Source organism: Rhodopirellula sp. P2 (genome assembly GCF_028768465.1).
Lineage (GTDB): Bacteria > Planctomycetota > Planctomycetia > Pirellulales > Pirellulaceae > Rhodopirellula.
Genome location: NZ_CP118225.1, coordinates 1,918,976 through 1,939,667, shown reverse-complemented (window position 1 = coordinate 1,939,667; position 20,692 = coordinate 1,918,976). Strand labels below are relative to the sequence as shown.

Genomic DNA, 20,692 nt, shown 5'->3' with positions numbered 1-20,692 from the left:
GCTGCTTGGGGTGCATGGATGGCGTCGCAATGCTCAGCGAGATACATCCCGATGGGATAAAGCGATTTGATCCGCGCCGGCAAGCCGTTGATTGGTTTGGCTGGACGCCCAACCGGGCTCAGACGCCACTTGATCTAAGCCAGATCAACAACCTTACCAAGCAACTCGACGAACTGGATTGTTGGCTTGCTTCACGAGGAAGGTCGCTGGTGGTTCGAGATTGGTCGCATCTGGATTGGATCGGCTTCCCGTTTCAATCGCCCCGTGAAACATCGGTGTGGGACTGCAACGAAACGATGGGTTGCAACCAGAATCCACTACGTTGCGCGACGGTGTGCCACCCGTTGGATCAGTACCTGCATAGCAAACGACTGGGGGCATTGGCAGACACCTGGAATGACAATCTGTTTTGGAAGGGCACTCGGGCCTTCGCCGAATCGGTCCAGCAAATGCCCTGGTTTCGTGCCGAAGACTTCTTTGCTTCTCCTGAAACGGCCTTGCATGAGATCTGCGATGCCTTGAACGTTTCGTATGACCCGATGTGGAAGCTGAACTTTGCCGACCACGATCAAGTCACGGGCGAGACGGAGTCGATTCGCCGTCGAGATCTGCAACGGAAACCACGTCCGCCCGTTTCCTCAGTCGTTTGGTCATCATTGGGCGAGAACGAAGACTTCCTGGCAACCTTGAGTCTGCTTGGCTACCCGTTACCGGAACCGATGCGTCCCGTTTCAGTGGCCTTGCAAAATCCCTACGCGACGACGCCGACTGAAGAACAGGACGACGATGAACGTGTCATGCGTTGCCGGATCGCTTGTCAGCAAACCCCCGATGACCTGGCGGCGTGGATCTCGCTTGCTAACGCTTTGGACTGGATTGGGTGCCCCGGCGAAGCTGCCGATGGTTTGCTGGCGGCGGGCTTGTCGGACATGACAAACACTCACCCGGAACGCAACACCGCCTTGCATCTTGCTTGCCTGTTGCTAGACCGCGCGGGACGAAAATATGAATCGATCCCGTTGCGGCGAATGATCGCTGCCCGCGAACCACAACACACTGAAAACTTATTCCAATTGGCCTTGCTATCCGCCGGCACGGGGGCGGTGGAAGAAGCGATTTCGTTCGCTCAACAATTGATCGATGTGAATGTCAATCAAACGGGCGCAGCAGCCAACTTGTTGCTTTATCTGAATTACTCCGATCGCTGGACGCCAGCTGAAATCAGCAACGAACACTTTCGAATTGGCATGCGACTGACCGAGCGTCCTCAAACGATTCATGTCCGGCCTCGCAAAGCCGGCGAACCAATTTCGATTGGTTACTTGGGAGCCGATTTCTACACGCATCCCGTTGGCAAGTTGATAAAACCGATTCTGTGGTCGCACGACCGCCCAGCCTTTCGCGTTCACGTTTACCACGATGGCTCGAAGCACGATGCAATCACCAAGGACGTGATGGAAGCTTCCGACAAGTTCCTCCATTCGCATGGCTGGTCCGACGGTCGATTGCTTTCGCAGATCCGTGAAGATCAGATCGATGTACTGATTGACCTGGGTGGATACACGGGAGGCGGCAACCGATTGCGGATGCTCGGTCGCCGAGCGGCCCCAGTTCAAGCGTCATACTTGGGTTACCCCAACACCTCCGCGATTCAGACAATGGACTATCGGCTGACCGATCGTTTGGCTGACCCGCCGGGGCGAACCGATCGGCTGTATGTGGAGCGGTTGGTTCACTTGCCAAACTCTCACTTGGCTTGGACGCCACCAGAAATAGCGGAAGAACTGATGACGGAATCGCCTGATCGGGCATCGAGGTCCGAACAGCCGCCTCGACTGGGGATATTCAACAACGTTGCGAAATTATCCCCGTCCATGATCGAAACGGTCGCCGAGATACTCCGTCGTGTTCCGGATGCGATTTTGCTGATGAAATACGGGGATCGATACGGTGTGCCATTCGTTGCGGATCGCTTCCGCCGCTTGTTTGCTGAGCAGGGTGTCTTGCCACATCGAATCGAATATCGAACCCGGGCCGAGTCGATGGTGGATCACCTTCGGTCCATGAGATCTGTTGACCTGGCCTTAGATTCATTTCCATATCAAGGCACGATGACATCCCTGGAATGCCTTTCGGTGGGAACTCCAATCCTATCGAAGTGTGGCGAGTATTACGCTCACCGCGCCACCTCCGCGATGATGATGCGGATGGGACTGTACGAACTGGTGGCCGAATCCAGCAACGAATACGCGGAGATCGCGGTCGAACTGATGCACAACCGGCAGGCCCTGTCCGATCTTCGCCAGACCGTCTACGAATGCTATCTTGCGAGTCCACTGAGGGACCCGACCGCGTTGACTCGCGAACTAGAAACAATCTATCGGAGCTGGTGCCCTGGCGAGAGCGTCCCATGAGAATTGCCTTCGCCTGGGAGTGGGGATCAGGCTCCGGGCACATCATGCGATTCAGCCCGTTGGCCCGTCAAGCGATCCAGGATGGCCATCAATTGACGTTGATCGTTCGTGATTCGAAGCGGACTCGGAACCTGCTTTCGACTTATCAATTGAATCATGCGAACATTTCAGTCATCGAGTCACCTGCCTGGCCGCGATGCCCACGCGATCAACTTCGACTGCCAAATTGCCTGTCGCAAATTGCTTGGAACTTAGGTTTCTTTGATCAGACGGCAACGAACCAGCAGATTCGATGGTGGCGGGATCGCATGCACGAACTCCGGCCGGAGCTGGTGGTGCAAGACTTCGGTGTGACTGCCGGGCTCGTTGCCTGGACGCTTGGCATTCCAACCCTTCGAATTGGCACCGGTTACACATGTGCTCCCCGAACAGAAATCCCTGCTTCCATCCCCGCCTTGTCGGATGTCTCGTCTGACTCTCACACAACGACGAACCAGTCAGCCTGGGAAAGCCTGCGAGAAAGGATTCGAACAGGCTGCCAAACCAATGACCTGAACCCTCCTGATCGTTGGCATGAGATCATCAACGGTTGTGAAGAGGACCGAATCGCCACGGTTGCGTTGCTCGACCCCTACGCGCCCGTTCGCCCCAACGCTCGGTACTGTGGTGTGTGGCCAGCGGCATCGTCCGCGATGAATCGAAGCGATCGCTGGGCGACAGCAATTGCGTACCTCAAACCTTTTCCGGCATGGGAGCTGTTTTTCTCGGCGCTCCGCCAGTGTGGCGTTCGCGTTGATTTAGTGCCTGATGGCGTCGACGCAAGCCTGTTACGAACTTGCGATCCTGCGTGGGTTCGGGTTCAGGACCGGTTCGTCCCGATCGAAAAAGCCGCCCAAAACCAACGCCACCTCATCAACAATGGAAATCATGGCACGTCCGCCTTGGCACTTCTATCGGGGATGGCTGTGATCACTTGCCCATTGTTTCTGGAACAGCGTCTGACAGCCGACGCAATCGAAACTGCGGGGTTGGGGCTGCGGGTGAATCTTCATCGGCCCAAAAACTTCTTGCAGCGGCTTGACGAAGCTTTCGGATCAAATGCCTTTACCGAAAACGCACGCCACTTCTCGACGTCTCAACGCCAACTTTTTCTGAATGCAGCGCCAAATCGATTGACGCTTGCCAAGTGTTGAGAGTGTGCCGGCTCAACGTGCACGAATGGCTCCGGAGGAGTCCGCGTTGATAGCTCGGGGTGGAAGCCCCGAGACCGTTGTTCGTCCCGCCCTGCCCTGCCCTGCCCTGCCCTGCGATCGCTCCCGCTATTTGACCGTGTGGTGGGTGCCGTTCAGTTCGTTGAGAGCGTGATTGATCACGCGGACGGTGTACTTGCCATCGGCGTAGAACTCTTGCCTTGGCTCGAGTGCTGCTCGCATCGAATCGATGACCGGCAACGCTTTCTCATCAATCTCATCCAGCACGATGGCGGCTTGCAGTCGCTCCCACTGGGCACCGTCCGCCAATGTCTCCGCCAGCACTGAAAGGGCCTTGCCAGTGGCATCGGGATCACCGGAATGGCAAAGCGCCCGGGCCGCTGCGACTCGTACCGTCACGGATTCGTCGGCAAGTCGTTCTTGCAGATCCATCAAATACGGGAGTTGGTCGATCTCGCCGCGAGCGAAAACGTTGCCGATCCCTGTCGCGCCCCAATAACGCACCGCCGAATCGTTGTCGTCGAGTGCGGATCGCATTTCAGGCAGTGCTCCGGGGCCCTCGGAGGCGGCGAGGGCCGATGCGGCGACGCGATTTGCGAGCTCGCTGTCGTCCGATTGTCTCAGGACGGCGTACTGACTCCCCAGTTGGCTGGCGCGTTCGGCGAGAATCGGCTCTGGGATGAGCCCCAGGTCCTTGGTGCGGGTCACCCACTGCTCGTGCGCCGCACGCATGCGATGGAGCACCTCCGTGTGGTCAGAAGACGACGCGAGATTGTGGATCTCATGGGGATCATTCTCGAGGTCGTAAAGTTCTTCGATGGGTTTCGTTCCGCGGAAGAAGGGCATGGCTGCCTCTGGCAACGTTCCGGCCTGTTCCGCTTGGCGAATCGACCGCATCGTCTGTCCCTTTTCGGGCGTGTTCATGTACTGAAAGTAAGGCTTCAATGGTTCGTAGTTGCGGATGTACTTGTATCGTTGATCACGCACCATCCGAATGATGTCGTAACGTTCGTCCATGCGATCCCGAGCACCGTAGACGTAGTCCTGGTCGACGGCCTCTAACTTGCTCAAGGGACTGCTCAGAAAAGGCTTGCCCTGCATGGGCTCTGGAACATCCAACCCCGCCAAATTCAAGACGGTGGGACCAAAGTCGATCGAGCTCACCAAGCGGTCATCGACGACCCCGGCGACGTTATCGCTGGAACGGAACTTGGCGGGAATGCGGATGACCAACGGGATGTGCGTTCCCGAGTCGTAGAGCCAACGCTTCGCTCGCGGGAGCCCAACGCCATGGTCAGACCAGAAGAACACGATGGTGTCTTCGTCCAATCCGTCGGCATTGAGTTGGTCAAGCAACCCGCCCACCCAATGATCGAGCGCCGTGATCAGTTCATAGTTGCGTTTCCAATCTTCACGTGCGGCCGGCGTGTCCGGATAGTACGGCGGGAACGTCGAGAGCTTGGAAGCGTCTTGCCGTTCACGTTCGGAGAGGCCTTGGGTGACGGACTTGTATTTGGCTTCATTCTCGATACCGGATTCGTGGCAGCCCGTGAAGTTGAAGACAGCGAAGAATGGCGTGTCTTGGTCCGGACGATCCCGCCAGTGAGCCTTGCTGGACGATCGGTCCCAAGAACCTTTCGGAGTCTCGAACTGATAATCCTGCTTGGAATTGTTGGTGCAGAAGTATCCCGATTCACGCAAAGACGTAGAGAACGGCCGAATGCTCTTTGGAAGTTTCGCTTGGCAACGCATGTGCTGCGTCCCAAGAGTTGTTTGGTACATCCCGGTAATGATCCCGCTGCGGCACGGAGCACAAACGCCGGCCGTGGTGAACGCGTTGGAGTATCGAATGCCTTCGCTGGCGAGTTGATCGATGCGTGGCGTGATGGCGTGCGGATCACCATAGCAACCGATGTGCGGACTGATGTCTTCTGCGGAGAGCCAAAGAATGTTGGGGCGGTCGCCAGCTTCAACCGTCTGCAACAAGGACATTGCCGGCAACAAGAGTGCGACCATCATCGGCACACGTGCGTCTTGGAATCGTCGATTGGCTACCTGCCACATGGAGTTGGCTCTCTATCTCTGAGGTTGGGACTGCGAGTCACTGCATCCTAGCTACCGCAGCACCTTCAAGCGAGCGAGATGAAGCGTTCGAATCGCACCAGATCAACCTCCGAAGAAAACGCTGCCGGGGCCACGCCATCCGAGGGCTGTGACGACGACAACCGTGAGCACGCCAATCATGCAAATCCGCCCCGGACGGGGCCGTCATCGTTAGCTCGGGGTGCAAGCCCCGAGAACGTGAGCGAACATCACCGTGTCGCCCCGGACGGGGCCGTCGCGGACAATACAGCGCAAAGTGAGTGCGTTCCGAGCCCCACGGCTACCCTCCACGACTTGTTCGGGGTCCGCGTGAGGTGGCCTGGATTTTGGGGGCCACGCGTGTCCTTAAAATGAAAGGAACTCAAGGAACCTCAGATGCCACGAAAGACCAAGCCTTCAGCTAATCCTGAACGACGTACTTACACCGACGAATTCAAACGTGATGCAGTTGCCATGCTGCTCGATGGTCACTCGGCGACATCGATCGTTGAGCGACTGGGGATCTCCGGAACGAACCTGCTTTACCGCTGGAAGAAGCAACAAGTTGAGTCGGCCGGGCCGGTTGGCGAGGTGCTCGATAGCCGCGTCGTCGAACTCGAGGCAGAGCTGCGACGAGTCGAGCGTGAACGCGACGTTTTAAAAAAAGCTTTGATCATTTTCGGCCGAAACGAGTGAGCCAGCTCTACTCAGCAGCGGCAAGCATCATTCGCGATGGCACTGCATCGCAACGAGAAGTCGGCGAGATTCTCGGTTTCTCGCGATCCGCGTTTCAACGATTTCAAAGCGAACCTCCAAGCCAAAGAGAACAGAGCGACATGGATGTCTTGCCAATGGTGATCACCACGTTTCATCGACACCGCAGACGCTACGGTGCCCGACGGATCGCTGCAGACCTGAAGCTACAAGGAGTTGCAATCGGACGTGAAAGGGTCGCCAAACTACTGCAAATTGCGGGGCTATCGGCGTTGCAGCCGAAATCGTTCAAGCCGCGAACGACCGAAAGTCGGCACACGCTGGGCTACAATGAGAACTTGTTGCTTGAGCGGCCTGAGCCAACGAGTGTCAATCGTTTGTGGGTAGGCGACATCACCTACATCCCGATCGTACGAACCGGATTCGCTTACATGGCGACCCTCATGGATCGCTTTTCCAGACGGATCATCGGCTGGTCTTTGGAAATGGATATGACCGAGAGCCTCGTGATCAAGACGCTTCAAAAGGCGATTCGAAGTCGACAGCCTTCAAGAGATCTCATCCACCACACCGATCGAGGCGGTCAGTACGCAAGCAAGAAATATCGTGCAATCATCCAACGAAGTTCGATGCGTCAAAGCATGAGCCGAGCTGGCGACTGCTATGACAACGCGTTTATGGAATCTTGCTTTGGAACGATCAAGACAGAGCTGCAAATGACCGAGTATGAAAACTATCGCGAGGCGTTGAGTGAACTGACTGAGTTCATTGCCTACTACAACACATCGCGACTTCATTCATCGCTCGGCTATCTCTCGCCGACCCGATTCGAATCAACCGTCCCCTGCTAAAATAAGAGGACGCGTGGCCCCCAAAATCCAGGCCACCTCAGCGCATGACATCCACCGCGAAGCGGTGAAAGACGGTAACCGGGGGTCGCGCAGCGTCCCCCGGAGCCGAGGCAAACTCACAAACCTGCCCCCGATGGGGCCAAAGAACCTGAGCGTGGAAACCTGTTGATCCTGGTCGTGTCGCGACGCTGTTGTTCGCATGGCGGGAGTTCGCTCCCTGATGTTGGATAAAATCAACAGCTCGGCGACTCCCTTTCCAACGCTATGAATCAGTCGTTGAGAAAGGGTGATCCTGTTTCGCTTCCAGCGGTCGCCGATTGTCCTTGCCATTGCATCGTCGGTTGGCTTGGTCTTTGTCTCAATCTGAATCTTGTTGTCCAGTTTTGTGACGCCACGCACTCGACTCACCACCTTTTCAGCACGGGCACGCTGGCAAACGTTTTCGACTTCGCCTGACAAAGTGATTGTCGATCCCTTCGCATCACCCATTTGCTGTTCTCCCTCTCGTCCGCGTGCGAAACGCTGGCGAGCACGCAGCGAAGTGGGCACTTGGCAAGGCACACGTTGCACGTGCGGACGAATGAGAAGAAGAGAGCTCCAATGGGAGCGGGAACGGATTCAAAATCTGGAGACCTCGGTCTACTTTGCAACCGGATCAACGGAGATGACGGTAGAACCATCGGGCAGCACCATTCCTGGACGCAAGTCTGCAGTCGCTGGATCAATCGGTGCATTCGCCGTCGCTGGTACGAAACTGCCTCCATAGCCAGCTTGATAGTCCGCTCTCAAAGGAGCCACATAAGTTGTGGATGGAACCACGTACGTTGTCGGCGGGTAACTCGAATAGCCACGGTAGCCAGACGAGTAACTGGAAGCACTTGGATAGCGGTAACCGTAGCCTAAACCGCTGTAGCCCAGGCTGCTGTGACCAAGCCCACTGTATCCCATTCCATAACCACCGTAGCCGTATCCAGAGGGATAGCCACCACCGATCGACAAACTCAAACCGGGGCGAGAGTACCCGTAAGAGGATCCAAAGTTGGAGTAGTGACGGCCCGAGTATCCGGAATGACCGCTGTGTGAAACGCCGCCCCCGTGAACGCCGCCGCCACGAACGTGATCACCGCTGACGTGACCACCACCCATGTGCCCCCCACCACCGCCCGGGGCTCCTCCGCCGTGGCCACCACCGCCGTGGCCTCCGCCGCCGTGGCCACCACCGCCACCGTGATGTTGAGCCATGGCAACCGTTGCCCCCGAGGCGTAAAGGATGAAAACGGACGCGAACAAACCCTGTCGAAGGCTTTGCAAGAACATGGGAGGACTCCTCTGCGAGTGACGCAGTGCAAATGGGATCAGTAACGCATCACCGGAAGATGGTCCGGACGAACCGTTAGCCGAAGTCGCCAGACACTCTGGATGTAGCAATCAGCTTTCCAAGCCTGGACAACACGCTTATCCAGTGCACATGACGTACCATTGCCGAAACAGCTCTCCAACTGAAAGACAGTGGCAAGGTTTTGTTCGAAACGACCCGTTTTTGCTCACTGCACATCCGCTGGCCGTTGCCAAAACCGCACACATTCCCAAGCAGCGTGTTGATCGAACACCCAACCCTGGGTTCCCCATGACGCTGGGTTCCCCATGACGCTGGCTGCACCCGGGATCGTCTCCGGCGATATCGGCACCAGTGGTCTTTGGGTTTCCACCCGAGCTACCAATGTCGGCCCCGTCCGGGGCGGATGGCTCCGGGGTCGCGGATTGAATGGAGGCACACGATCCGAGGTTGCGATGCGCGACTCCAAAACACAGACAACCTGACAAACCTGATCCCGATGGGGGTCAAAGAACCTGAGCGTGGAAACCTGTTGATCCTCGTCGTGACAAGGCTGTTCGCATGGCCGGAATTCACTCCCTGATGTTGGATGGCACCATCCTGCTCGTCCTGTTCTCGGAGGAAAGCAAGGGTCTCACGCGGCCTTTGCAACACAGGATCAACGTCCAGAACGCTTGGATAATCACCGCGTCCACAACGGATGTTTCCCATTCGCCCGCGTCAGTCCTGTACACTGCACAGCCTTGTCTTGCATGCCGTTCGGCGTGTCACGTTGTCGCCAACATGAAGTGGGTGCATGGTTCCCGATCAAAGCCAAGGGGCCGCGAAAGGTTCGTTTCGCGGTCGACGCATTGGTTTGATGTTCACGAACATGGTTTGCATGCTCTTGGTTTGCATGCTTTTCGCTTCCCATCGAGCGTTTGCTCAAGACACCGCGAATGCTGATGGGCTGAAAGGTCTCGACCTGAATGGTCGGTTGATTCGACTGGGGCAGTCCAACGAAACCAAGGCCGTCGCGGTCGTCTTCTTGTCCACGCATTGTCCGATCAGCAACGGTTATCTGCCGTTGCTCAATGGCTACGCATCGGAATACGGCACCCAAGGGATCGAGTTGGTCGGTGTGATTTCCGATCCGTCCGTGACACGATCGGACGCGAAGAAGCACAGCGTCGATTATCGAGTTCAGTTTCCGGTGCTCTTTGACGGTTCAGGCGAATTGCGATTGGCTCTCTCGCCGACCCATACGCCCCAAGCGATGTTGCTTCGCCCGACCGGCGAGGTGCTTTACAACGGTGCGATTGACGATCGGCATGTCCAAGTTGGTCGCAAGAAAGATCACGCCGCCAAGTCTTATTTGCGAGATGCAATCCGCGCAGTCATCGCTCGACGTCGGGTGGATGTGCCGCAGACCAAACCCATCGGTTGTTTGTTAGAGGATCCACCGAACAAAGCAATCGAAGGCGCGGTGACCTACACTCGCGATGTCGCACCGGTGATTCAAGCAAACTGCGTGGGGTGTCATTGCACCAACGGGTCGGCTCCGTTTTCGTTGTTGACGTACGACGACGTCAGTGGCCATGCCAACCAAATTCTGGAGGTGACGCATTCGCGTTTCATGCCGCCATGGAAGCCGGCCGCCGGGTTCACGCGTTTCCAAGATGAGCTGCGATTGACCAACCACGAAATGTCATTGTTGAACGTTTGGGTTCGCGACGGCAAACCGGCCGGTGACCCGAAGGATCTTCCGGCCCCCATGCCACCATCGAATGGCTGGCCACTGGGTGAACCGGATATGGTTTTGGAAATGAGCGAGACGTTCTCAGTCCCCTCCAGCGGTCCCGACATTCGGCAGTACTTCGTCATCCCAACTGGCTTGAAGGAACACCGTTTGGTCAACGCGATCGACTTTCATCCGGGGACACCTCAATCCGTTCATCACGCCAGTTTCTTTCTGGACACCCAACGAAAGGGGCGGCGACTGGACCAATCGGATCCGGCGCCGGGCTACTCCAGTTTTGGTGGACCACGCTTTGAACCCGAAGGAACGCTGAGCAGTTGGTTCCCGGGAATGAGCCCGCGACCATTGCCCGAAGGAATGGGACGTTTGGTTCCAAAGGGCAGCGACATCGTGGCGGAGATCCACTACGTCACGACCGGCAAACCGCATCAAGATCGATCGAAGATCGGCCTGTACTTTGCGCCGCCGTCGGCCAGAAAAATGGTCGCCGAAATACAGGTGGGCAACAAGCGAATCCGCATCCCACCGGGTGCGGACCATCACTTGCAACGTGCGACATACACGCTGCCCGTTGACACCGTGTTGCTGGACACGGTGCCACACATGCATCTCTTTGGCCGCGAGATGAAAGTTTGGTCGAAATCCCCTGATGGCGAGACCAAGCCGTTGTTGTGGATCAAAGACTGGGATTTCAATTGGCAAGGCAAGTACTCGTTTGCCGAACCCGTGCGATTGAAAAAGGGAACGATCCTTCACGTGGATGCTTGGTATGACAATTCAGCCAACAACCCGCTGAACCCGAACTCGCCACCCAAGCCGGTTTCGTGGGGCGCCGATTCAACCGACGAAATGTTGATCTGTCATTTCCAATGCACCTGCGAGACGATGGGTGAACTGAACGAATTGATTCGGCACCAAAAGAAACACATCGCCGATCGACAATAAGCGTCAGGGGGCCTCCACTCCGATCTGCCGATGTTGGCCCCTTCCGGGGGCGAACGTGCATGAACGACTCCGGAGGAGTCCGCGTTGCTAGCTCGGGGCGGAAGCCCCGAGACATTGATGGAGATCACGATGTCGCCCCGGACGGGGCCGGCGTGGACGATCGGCACGTGACGTGGCTGGCACCATCCCCAATCCGGGCACCATCCCCCAATCCGAGGCTTCGTTGACGCTCTGGGCATGAGACAACCTGCCGCCCTCGCTTTTGCGAAGTTATGCTTGCGTCGATTCAAGCGAGAAACCATTGAAAGTCATTCCGTGTCCGCAGCTGAAACCACCCCTCCATCAAATCACGGCATCGGGATTCTGGGTGGGTCATTCGACCCCGTTCACGTCGGGCATCTGTGGATGGCTGAATCGGCGCTGGAACAATTGCCGATTGAACACGTCCGCTGGATCCCGACGGCCACCAGCCCGCTCAAACCCCACGGCCCGGTGGCCAGCAACGAGCACCGCCTGCAGATGCTGCGGTTGGCACTCAGCGGACAGACTGGGCACGTCGTCGACGACTGGGAACTCCGGCAGGACAGCGTCAGCTACACCCTGCTGACGCTGGAACACCTCCAGGAACAGTTTCCAGACCGCCCGCTGCACCTGATCATCGGGGCCGATTCGCTGGCCTCGTTCGATCGCTGGCGCGAACCCGAGCAAATTCTCAAACGGTGCCATCTGGCTGTGATCGCTCGCGGGGGGGACCCTCCGCCGGACTACTCCATTTTGAATGAAATGACCGACGAATCGCAAATTCAAACGATTCGTGAGGCCCAGATCCAGATGCCCCAGATCGAAATCAGCAGCAGCGATCTTCGCCGGCGAGTCGCTTCTGGACGGAGCATCCGATTTCAGGTCCCGCACCCTGTGAGGACTCTGATCGACCAAGAAAAGCTTTATCAGGCAGAATAGGCAAAAGGGATTGCGTGGAAACGCCGATCTCGGCACACTGTGTGGCCCGCGATCGCAGCTTTTTTGCGTTCACGGGACACCATTGGCGAGCCGGAGACCTTGATTTTCCGGCCGAATCAGTCCATTCGCCTTCGATTTTCTTCGAAAAGCTTCATGCCTCCACGTCCAATGAGCACGCGTAGCCGTGCCCGCAAACGCTCCCGAGTCCGCAGCCGTACGCGCCGCAAGGACCCCATCTTCGTCGATGGCCATCGTCCGCGTCCGATGTACGTTGACTACAAGGACCTCGAATTGCTGTCCAAGATGGTCAACCGTCAAGGACGCATCATGGGCCGTCGCAAGAGTGGTTGTACCGCTGCCAGCCAACACGCTGTCACGTCGGCCATCAAACGCGCCCGCTTCATGGCCCTGTTGCCATACGTCGGCGAATAGTTCGTCCACCCAGACAAATCGTCAACTCAGTGAACGATTCTGCCTCTGACGGAGCCCCGATCCAACGGGCTCCGGTCTATCAGACCCAACGTCGCGTCGAGTTTCGAGACACCGATGCGGCTGGAATCGTCCACTTTTCGGCCTTCTTCCCGATGATGGAAGCGGCCGAACATGAGTTCCTGCGTTCGGTCGGCATCCCCGTGATGCCGCACCATGAATCCGAGGAACGCCTGACTTGGCCCCGAGTCGCCGCCAGTTGCGACTTTCACGGCCCCGCCCGATTTGAAGACATCCTGCAAATTGATGTGCACGTCGACCGAATCGGTCAGTCCAGTATCAGCTATCGGTTCGAATTGACATGCGAAGGCCGACGCATCGCCACCGGCAAGATCACCGCCGTGTGCTGCGACCTGCAAGCGGGCGGCAAACTGGTCAAAACCAACGTGCCCGATGACCTTCGCCACCGATTGTCCGGCCCCCAAAACGACTGAACAAGAACATGCCCGCGACTTTCGAAGGCTTCGGCCTGAAACTGCTGTACCCAGACAACTGGACTCTGATCGAGCGAGCCGAAGACGAAGGCGATCAGGGAGCCACGTTTGATCTGCCGGGAGGCGGATTCGTGTCGCTCGAAACCCTGCCGATCACCCGAGAAGACGAAGTGGTTCTCGGCGAAATCGACCAAATGCTCCGGGGACAATACGAAGACCTGGAACGTGACAACGTCACGCTCCCGGGGGCCGCAGAAGGCGAGCGGGCCGTCGACCTGCGATTCTACTACCTGGACCTCGTCGTGATCTCACGCGTGGTGCTGTTGGACGCTCCCGACCCAACCCGCGAACAAATGCCGATCGCGGGACGCATCCTGGCTCAATTCCAAGCCGAACTGGCCGACTTCGAAGCCGCGGAACCTGTCTTCAACGCGATCTTGCAACAGATCCGGATGGCCGAACTTCCCGAGGAATCTTGAGCGGCGAAGGCAGCCTGATCAACGAACTGGGATCGCCCACGAATCGATTCACTGCGAGCCGATTCACACCGAGCCGATTCAAACCAAGTCTTGCTTGCGTTTTTTGCGTCGGTTCTTCCCGCATTCGCGGCAAACGCCACTGACCAGCATCCGGTGGCCAGAAACGCGAAAACCGTGTTTTGCGGCCGCTTCGTCTCGGGTCGCAATCAGTTCCTCGCTGCGAAACTCAATCAATTTGCGGCAACGCGTGCAGTACAGGTGATCGTGGGGCGGGTAGCCGTAATCCAGTTCGTAAACCGTGCGGCCATCGAGCTGAAAGCAATTCAGCAACCCTGCGTCCACAAATTCCCGCAGCGATCGATACACCGTCGCTGAGCTGACGTAGTTGGGCTCGCCCTTGCGCGGCAACTTCTCGATCAGCTCATCGGCATCAAAGTGGGCGTGCTGAGAGAAAATCTTCTCGACGAGAAACTTACGAGGCTTCGTCTGTCGCTGGCCTTTGCTCTGCAAATACTCCTCAAAACGCTCTTGAGGGGTCAAAGCCACCTCGAGACGTTCAAGAGATTCGGGAACCGAAGACACGTCAGACAAAACGGACCACTGCAATGGAGAGAAGAGATGCTTGCGGAACCACTATAGCAGCCGTGTCCCGATTTGTCCCGAGCGGAGCCCCGCGAAACCGCCGCAGAATCGCCTGGATTCACTGGCCGATGGTCGTCCACACGGAGAGACAAACCGGTCTCCGTCCGCAGGACTGGGTGGATCACGCTGCAACGACACAATCGACCGAAATCGGCATTTCCGCTCTCGACTTTTCAATACGTGGTCGATATCTTCCGCAACCGATTGAAAAACGGTGATGGTTCGCTCGCGTTTTAAGCGACGCCAAACCACCCACCGCGGCTCAATCAGCACGACACCAGGTCTCGCCTCAGATGAGGCGCGGCGGAAGTGTGTTGGCAGGACGTTTCCTAGCGGAATCGCCCCCTCCAAACGCACAACGTTGCCATACCGCAAGGTGCCGCAACCTCCATTGCGATCTCCCCAAGGTCAACACGTTATTGCGCCCCGGACGCGGCTCGATAACAGCGAAGAAGAAGTCGGCCAGGGTTCCATCGGAACCCTCAGACGAAGCCACGTGGCTTCGAAGTTTTGACTGCATTTCGTTTCTCAACTGACCTTGGTCCCCAATTGGAGGCACCCCAGCCGCATGATCGCATCGACCATTCTGCGCGCACCCAACGCCCGAACGGCTCAGCCGAACCTTTCCTTTGACCTCGCCAAAGAGCTCGCTGAAAAACACGGCACACCTTTGCTGGTGGTGTCACGATCCAAAGCCATCGAAACCTACTGGGCAATGAAGAACGCCCTGCCAGGTGTTGATCTTTACTATGCGGCGAAAGCCAATCCCGACCTGAACTTCTTGTCGACGCTCAACGGCGAAAACGCATTCATTGACGTCTGCTCACCAGGCGAATTGCACGCGGCACTGGCGGCCGGCTTCACGCCCGATCGGATGCTGCACACTCACCCATGCAAGACCGATGCAAACCTATGGGAATGCGCACAAGCCGGTGTGAACTGGTTCGTTTTCGACAACGCGATCGAAGCGGAAAAGATCCGCCGACTGACCCCGGACGTGAACCTGTTGTTGCGTTTGGCGACCACGGGAGCTTCCAGCCGTATCAACCTGTCGGCGAAGTTTGGTTGCCCGATGCACGAAGCGATGGAACTCCTGGCAACGGCGAAAGCCAAAGGCCTGAACGTTCGCGGGTTCTCGTTCCATGTCGGCAGCCAGTGCCTCAACCCGCATGACTATGTCGAAGTCCTTCGCAGCGTTCGTGAAGTCTGGGACGAGGCCACTCAGGCCGGACACCACCTGGAAGTTCTCGACATTGGTGGCGGCTTCCCTGCCCCGTATCGCGAAGACGCTCCTTCGATTGAAACCTTCGGTGAAGTCATCACCAACGGGCTGCGAGAGATGTTTGGCGATTTGCCGATTCGTTTGATCGCTGAACCGGGTCGTGGACTGTGCACCGAAAGCGTCACGCTGATCACTCGCGTGATCGGCAAGAACCGTCGCTGGGACCTGCCTTGGTTCTTCCTGGACGATGGCATCTACGGTTCGTTCTCAGGCAAAGTCTTCGACCACACGGACTTCCCGTTGCTGGTCGAAAACGATGGTTCACGGGAGACCGTCCCCTGCGTGGTGGCGGGACCCACCTGCGACTCCACCGACATCGTTTCGCGTGATCAGTGGCTTCCTGACTTGGAAGTCGGTGAATTGGTCTTGGTTCCATCGATGGGTGCCTACGCTGCCGCCAGCGCATCGCCTTTCAATGGATTGCCGATGGCCAACAGCGTCGCCATCGACTGACGGACGACACGTCCTTTGCCGTCTTTTCTCGCTCCCCGGGGCGATGCTACTGGTAGCGAGATGCATTTTCAGGCCCGAAGGGTCGGCATAGCCCTTGCCGGTGCCGGTCAGGCACCGGACACAGTGTCAATCTGCCCCCAAGGCCTGAAGGGCCGACACAGATCCCCGCTGGATTCACTGTGTCGCCCCGCTGGGGCTTGGCTGGCGTTTCCCAACTTCAGCCGGGCCTTCACAGGCCCGGCAGTTCCTGTGTCGCCACTCCCGTGGCTAAGCTCCTGCTCTCCTGAACTCTGACGAGTCCAGCTACAGAAGCTATCCCAGGACGGTTCCTTCGAGGACGAAGCGATCTTCTCTACGCCTCGTGCTGCTGCACGACCTCGAGATGAACCTCTCGCATCGGCAGCCAGAAATCGTTTTTCATCTTCGGGTCATTGGAGCGCACGATGTTCAAACTGATTTGCAGTTTTTTGAGTGCCGTGTCGAATTGGCTCTTCGTGCACGCCAATCGCTCGATGGCACGCTTGCGAAGCGGTCCGGTGTAATCCGCTTCCAAACGAATCAGCTCAAAGATTTCTTGGCAGAGGACATCCAATTCGTGGACGGGCTGGTACGCCTCCGCGTAATGCACCTCACGAAAGTGCTGCATCTCCATCAACACGGCGTCCCCGCCGCGCACCTTCCCGTAGAAAACTTCCGCGGGATAGGTTTGCGGGATGCGAGTCTTCCAATCCCAGACGGCCGTCACCTTGGGGCTCCAACCACCCGCCTTGGGTTTGTCTTCCGACAAATCGGTGTTGTCCCACAACGACGGGTACGGCGAGTTCTTGCTGCCGAAGACGGTGCAAACCTTGCTCTTCAGCACAAACTTATAGGCCTGTCCAAACGTCTTGATCATGGGATCGCCTCTCGAATCAATCGACGCGCTGCGTGATCTCGATCAAGTGGTAGCCGAACTGAGTCTTGACGGGACCGTGAACCTTGCCCAGTTCACCGCTGAAGACCACTTCGTCAAACTCTTTGACCATTTGGCCAGGACTGAACGTTCCCAACGCTCCACCGGATTTGCCGGACGGGCACGAGGAAAACTCAGCGGCGATGGCACCGAAATCCTGTCCTTTTTCGATCTGATCCTTCAGATCCTGACAGGCTTCTTCGGTTTCAACGAGGATATGTCGTGCACTTGCGGTGGCCATGATGGTCTCTTGGTTGGGTTCCGTCGTGGGGTGGTAAGAGGCCTGGCGGACGTCAAAAGTCGCCCGCCAGCTTCGGCCACCATGGTGGCTTGCCCGCTGCAGTTCGAAAACCCCTGCTCGCGATACCTGTCAGGGCAAACCACTTGCGGGGTTTCAGGAAGGTGAGCCGAAGTGCGTTCGCACCTGTTTCCACGACGAAACCGGGCCTAACGGCCATCGGCTCATTGCTGCAGCTTGATAAAGTGATTTGCCCCGCTGCTGCTTCCCACCTGCTTGCAGGATGGTTTCGATATGGGATAGGTTCGAATGCCGCGAGACCATCATCGGAGCGAAAGAGTGGCGGGTTCAACGCAGCCTCTTTCCCGACTCGCGAAAAGATTCCTTGGTTCCTGCCCACGCCCGTCTCACCAGATCGACACCATGATTTCCCGACCTGTCTTTCAACCGCTCCTGATCAGCCTTGTCACACTCCTGACCTCGCAGGGACTCTCCTCCGCGAAAGAGTGGTCCGTGCCAGTGGGGGGCAACGCGTTCCGCACGCAGCCTGAACCCGGCGGCCGATCGATGCGACGCGGTGGCTCGCTACGACTCCGCGATTCGAGCGAAGTCCACTCCGTCTACTTTCACGTCAATGACGCTCACACGCTCGAGCTAGGACTGAAAGGCAACGCGATCGATCACCCCGCGACAATCCTTGCAACCGTTGAGGAAACCAAGCTTTCCTGTGATCTGCAACCTGGATCCGCCAAGACCTACCCGCTCGGCGAAATTCAGATCGAGAATGCGGGCTACGTCCGGGTCGACCTGCAACTCGCGCCGGCAGCCGGTGGCAACCCTTCTGGATCCGCACAAATCACGGATCTGGTGGTGACATCCGACGACGCCGACCTACAACTCGACTATGTCAAAACGAACGATGGCAACATGTTCTACTGGGGACGCCGAGGTCCATCAGTCCACCTCTCCTACCGATTGCCACGAGGCACGGACCTGACCTACGCCTACAGCGAGATCATGGTCCCCGTCGGCGAAGACCAAATGGGCACCTACTTCATGGCCAACGGTTTTGGCGAAGGCTACTTCGGCATGCAGGTCAACAGCCCCACCGAACGCAAAGTCCTGTTCTCCATCTGGAGTCCTTTCCGCACGGACAACCCCAACGACATTCCTGACGAAGACCGAGTCGAGACGCTTGCAAAAGGCGACGGTGTGATCGCCAAGGACTTTGGCAACGAAGGATCCGGCGGGCAAAGCTTCTTTGTCTACCCATGGGAAGCCGGCAAGACATACCGTTTCCTGACCGAAGTCAAACCCGATGGCGACGGCAACACGCTGTACACATCTTGGTTCGGTGATAAAGCGAAGAACGAATGGCGTTTGGTAGCGACCTTCCGACGCCCCAAGACAGACAAGCACCTGACCGGCTTCCACTCCTTCCTTGAAAACTTCTCAGCAGAACAAGGCCATCTGCAACGATCGGCTCACTACGGCAACCAATGGGTTTGCGATGTGAACGGCAAGTGGCACGAAATCACACGAGCCAAATTCACGGGTGACAACACCGCTCGCGGTCGTCATCGACTGGACTATGCCGGCGGAAGCCAAGACGACCACTTTTTCTTGAAGAACTGTGGCTTCTTCTCGGAGACCGTTGATCTGGATCAAACTTTCGAACGAAAGTCCACCGCAGGCCAGCAGCCTGAAATCAACTGGGATCAGTTGCCACGCTGATCCATCGCAACGCCACTCTCGTAGAGGACGACGCAAAGAATCCCACGCATGGGTCGTGCGACCGGACTCGCGGCCTCGTCCACTACCATTCAAACAAGAATCACTCATGGATGAAATCGTCTATCACGACCGATACACCGGCGAAGACCGCATCGAAAAGGTGTATGGCGACAAGGCATTGCGATGGACGTACGGCACCATTGCCGGACGTCTTTCGCTTACGCTGGTCGTGAAACGAACGTTGTTCTCGCACTGGTACGGTTGGCGAATGGACCAACCGAAAACACGCGAGAAGATCGCTCCGTTCATCAAGGAGTATGAACTGGACTCGGATGAGTTTGTCCGCGACGTGGACGAGTTTGCCAATTTCAACGAGTTCTTTTTTCGAAAGCTGAAACCGGAAGCTCGTCCGATTGATGCGGCTGCCGACTCGGTGGTCTTCCCCGCCGACGGCCGTCACCTTTGCATTCCCGACCTATCAAAATGCGAAGGGCTGTTTGTCAAAGGCGAGATGTTTGATCTGCCAACGCTCCTGCAAGATTCCGCCCTCGCCGACCGCTACGCGAGCGGCAGCCTGCTGCTTTCCCGATTGTGCCCCGTCGACTATCACCGCTTTCACTTCCCTGCCTCCGGCGTGCCCAGTGAAAGCCGTCTGATCAACGGACCACTCTATTCCGTCAATCCAATTGCCTTGCGTCAGAACATTCACATCCTGACCAGCAACAAACGCTGCCTCACGCAGCTCGAGACGGAATCTTTCGGAACAGTGCTGTTGCTTGAAATCGGCGCCACCTGTGTTGGCAGCATCCAACAGACTTACTCGCCCGGTGAAACCATCTCCAAGGGCGACGAAAAAGGCTACTTCCGATTCGGTGGTTCCTCGACCATGGTCCTGTTCGAACCCGGCCGCATCCAATTCGACGCGGACCTCATTGAAAACTCTCGCCAACATCGCGAACTCTACGCTCGCATGGGCGACCATTTGGGAACACGCACCCAATGAAGATTGAGCCATCACGACTTCGAGTCACGACACGCTCTCTTCTCAATCAATCCGTTCCTCACTTTCCATCAAACGAAGAAACCGTTCGTCTGAAAACACGATCTCACCAGGCTTCGCGTTGACACTTTTCCACGTTAATAGAATTTTATATTCATCGCGACCATTTGAATAAGTTGCGCGGCGCGGGACCCATTCGCCGTCCACCTCAATCAAGTCGATCTCACACCTCGAAAGTAAAACTCGTTTTTCCCCGTCTACAACAAGTTTCCCATCCGCGTTCCGTTTCGCCGCAGGTTGATCGAGTACAGCCAGTATTGGCCAATGGCCTCTCTCCATGTCAATGGACATGACAAGACCACCCGCATTAAAAGTTTGGATGGATCTTCTTCGCAGAGCTGGGTGCTGTGGATCACCAGGCTCAACGATTGTCACCGTTCCTTGTCAACAGTGATCCATCTTGGTTTCTGTGTCTCCGTTCGGCAGAACAACGACAATTCAGGCGGCAATCGAAAGTTGCCTCCGCCCCGAGAGGAAGCGTCTCGATCCTCTTTGATGTCCTCCTCCGTGAAGTGTTCCAGATAGTGGAACGTCGTAGACTCGGTGTCATCGTAGCAATACAGCCCCTTCTGCTTCCACTTCACCGTCTTTTCAGAATCAGTCTTGCTCATCTCATACTCAAACTCGCCCGACTGCAATGCGGTGCGAGCATCAAGTGTCTTCAGCGTCCGCTGGAGT

At 57.0% G+C, this 20,692-nt stretch carries 20 protein-coding genes; 12 read left to right on the top strand and 8 right to left on the bottom strand.

Features of this window, described 5'->3' with window-relative positions; translation table 11 throughout:
* Positions 1-29: 29 nt before the first annotated feature.
* Together PSR62_RS06820 and PSR62_RS06815 are read left to right on the top strand one after the other, a co-directional pair.
* A complete protein-coding gene (locus PSR62_RS06820; protein ID WP_274407049.1) occupies positions 30-2,414 on the top strand; it encodes an O-linked N-acetylglucosamine transferase, SPINDLY family protein in 2,385 nt (794 codons plus the stop codon).
* On the top strand, positions 2,411-3,607 hold the full coding sequence (locus tag PSR62_RS06815; RefSeq protein WP_274407048.1) for a glycosyltransferase: 1,197 nt from the start codon (positions 2,411-2,413) through the stop codon (positions 3,605-3,607). The genes PSR62_RS06820 and PSR62_RS06815 overlap by 4 nt, the downstream gene beginning before the upstream one ends.
* Positions 3,608-3,733: 126 nt before the next feature.
* Here PSR62_RS06815 and PSR62_RS06810 read toward each other — a convergent pair whose 3' ends face one another.
* Positions 3,734-5,689, bottom strand: a complete 1,956-nt coding sequence (locus PSR62_RS06810) for a sulfatase-like hydrolase/transferase (protein WP_274407047.1) — start codon at positions 5,687-5,689, stop codon at positions 3,734-3,736.
* A gap of 414 nt (positions 5,690-6,103) precedes the next feature.
* Between PSR62_RS06810 and PSR62_RS06805 the strand changes: the two genes are divergently transcribed.
* Both PSR62_RS06805 and PSR62_RS06800 read left to right on the top strand, forming a co-directional pair.
* Positions 6,104-6,403 carry a transposase gene (locus PSR62_RS06805; RefSeq protein WP_274403427.1) on the top strand — a complete coding sequence of 100 codons (300 nt, stop codon included), beginning with the start codon at positions 6,104-6,106 and terminating at the stop codon, positions 6,401-6,403.
* Positions 6,400-7,272: an IS3 family transposase gene (locus tag PSR62_RS06800; protein ID WP_274403428.1), complete on the top strand. Its 873-nt coding sequence runs from the start codon at positions 6,400-6,402 to the stop codon at positions 7,270-7,272. The genes PSR62_RS06805 and PSR62_RS06800 overlap by 4 nt, the downstream gene beginning before the upstream one ends.
* Here PSR62_RS06800 and PSR62_RS25655 read toward each other — a convergent pair.
* Together PSR62_RS25655 and PSR62_RS06795 are read right to left on the bottom strand one after the other, a co-directional pair.
* Complete coding sequence (locus PSR62_RS25655; RefSeq protein WP_443217368.1) at positions 7,255-7,761, bottom strand: BON domain-containing protein; 507 nt, start codon at positions 7,759-7,761, stop codon at positions 7,255-7,257. The two genes, PSR62_RS06800 and PSR62_RS25655, sit on opposite strands and share 18 nt — an antisense overlap.
* Before the next feature lie 150 nt (positions 7,762-7,911).
* On the bottom strand, positions 7,912-8,589 hold the full coding sequence (locus PSR62_RS06795; RefSeq protein ID WP_274407046.1) for a hypothetical protein: 678 nt from the start codon (positions 8,587-8,589) through the stop codon (positions 7,912-7,914).
* An 815-nt stretch (positions 8,590-9,404) separates the two neighbouring features.
* On the opposite strand from PSR62_RS06795, the gene PSR62_RS06790 reads away from it, so the two are divergent.
* From PSR62_RS06790 to PSR62_RS06770, 5 genes are all read left to right on the top strand, one after another.
* A complete protein-coding gene (locus tag PSR62_RS06790) occupies positions 9,405-11,291 on the top strand; it encodes a thioredoxin family protein (RefSeq protein ID WP_274407044.1) in 1,887 nt (628 codons plus the stop codon).
* 276 nt (positions 11,292-11,567) lie between these two features.
* Entirely contained in the window at positions 11,568-12,251 is a 684-nt protein-coding gene (gene nadD, locus PSR62_RS06785; RefSeq protein ID WP_274408178.1) for a nicotinate (nicotinamide) nucleotide adenylyltransferase, read from the top strand.
* Between the two features lie 153 nt (positions 12,252-12,404).
* A complete protein-coding gene (gene rpsR / locus PSR62_RS06780; protein ID WP_233215804.1) occupies positions 12,405-12,683 on the top strand; it encodes a 30S ribosomal protein S18 in 279 nt (92 codons plus the stop codon).
* Between the two features lie 29 nt (positions 12,684-12,712).
* Entirely contained in the window at positions 12,713-13,174 is a 462-nt protein-coding gene (locus tag PSR62_RS06775) for an acyl-CoA thioesterase (protein WP_274407043.1), read from the top strand.
* A gap of 8 nt (positions 13,175-13,182) precedes the next feature.
* Positions 13,183-13,653 carry a hypothetical protein gene (locus PSR62_RS06770; RefSeq protein ID WP_274407042.1) on the top strand — a complete coding sequence of 157 codons (471 nt, stop codon included), beginning with the start codon at positions 13,183-13,185 and terminating at the stop codon, positions 13,651-13,653.
* 78 nt (positions 13,654-13,731) lie between these two features.
* Here PSR62_RS06770 and PSR62_RS06765 read toward each other — a convergent pair whose 3' ends face one another.
* Entirely contained in the window at positions 13,732-14,235 is a 504-nt protein-coding gene (locus PSR62_RS06765) for a Fur family transcriptional regulator (RefSeq protein ID WP_007338703.1), read from the bottom strand.
* Between the two features lie 628 nt (positions 14,236-14,863).
* Here PSR62_RS06765 and PSR62_RS06760 point away from each other — a divergent pair.
* A complete protein-coding gene (locus tag PSR62_RS06760; RefSeq protein WP_274407041.1) occupies positions 14,864-16,030 on the top strand; it encodes a type III PLP-dependent enzyme in 1,167 nt (388 codons plus the stop codon).
* Between the two features lie 352 nt (positions 16,031-16,382).
* Here the strand turns inward: PSR62_RS06760 and PSR62_RS06755 are convergent, their stop codons facing one another.
* Together PSR62_RS06755 and PSR62_RS06750 are read right to left on the bottom strand one after the other, a co-directional pair.
* The gene (locus PSR62_RS06755; RefSeq protein WP_274407040.1) at positions 16,383-16,925 is read right to left on the bottom strand and encodes an AlkZ-related protein; all 543 of its coding nucleotides are present in this window, start codon (positions 16,923-16,925) and stop codon (positions 16,383-16,385) included.
* Between the two features lie 16 nt (positions 16,926-16,941).
* Positions 16,942-17,223 (bottom strand): peptidylprolyl isomerase, encoded by a 282-nt coding sequence (locus tag PSR62_RS06750; protein WP_007329269.1) that lies wholly within the window; start codon positions 17,221-17,223, stop codon positions 16,942-16,944.
* Positions 17,224-17,643: 420 nt separating this feature from the next.
* Here PSR62_RS06750 and PSR62_RS06745 point away from each other — a divergent pair, with 420 nt between their 5' ends.
* Positions 17,644-18,954 carry a DUF3472 domain-containing protein gene (locus tag PSR62_RS06745; protein ID WP_274407039.1) on the top strand — a complete coding sequence of 437 codons (1,311 nt, stop codon included), beginning with the start codon at positions 17,644-17,646 and terminating at the stop codon, positions 18,952-18,954.
* 106 nt (positions 18,955-19,060) lie between these two features.
* The gene (locus PSR62_RS06740) at positions 19,061-19,957 is read left to right on the top strand and encodes a phosphatidylserine decarboxylase (protein WP_274407038.1); all 897 of its coding nucleotides are present in this window, start codon (positions 19,061-19,063) and stop codon (positions 19,955-19,957) included.
* Between the two features lie 42 nt (positions 19,958-19,999).
* Here the strand turns inward: PSR62_RS06740 and PSR62_RS06735 are convergent, their stop codons facing one another.
* Both PSR62_RS06735 and PSR62_RS06730 read right to left on the bottom strand, forming a co-directional pair.
* Entirely contained in the window at positions 20,000-20,305 is a 306-nt protein-coding gene (locus tag PSR62_RS06735; protein WP_274407037.1) for a hypothetical protein, read from the bottom strand.
* A gap of 80 nt (positions 20,306-20,385) precedes the next feature.
* Positions 20,386-20,625, bottom strand: a complete 240-nt coding sequence (locus PSR62_RS06730; protein WP_274407036.1) for a hypothetical protein — start codon at positions 20,623-20,625, stop codon at positions 20,386-20,388.
* Positions 20,626-20,692: the final 67 nt, after the last annotated feature.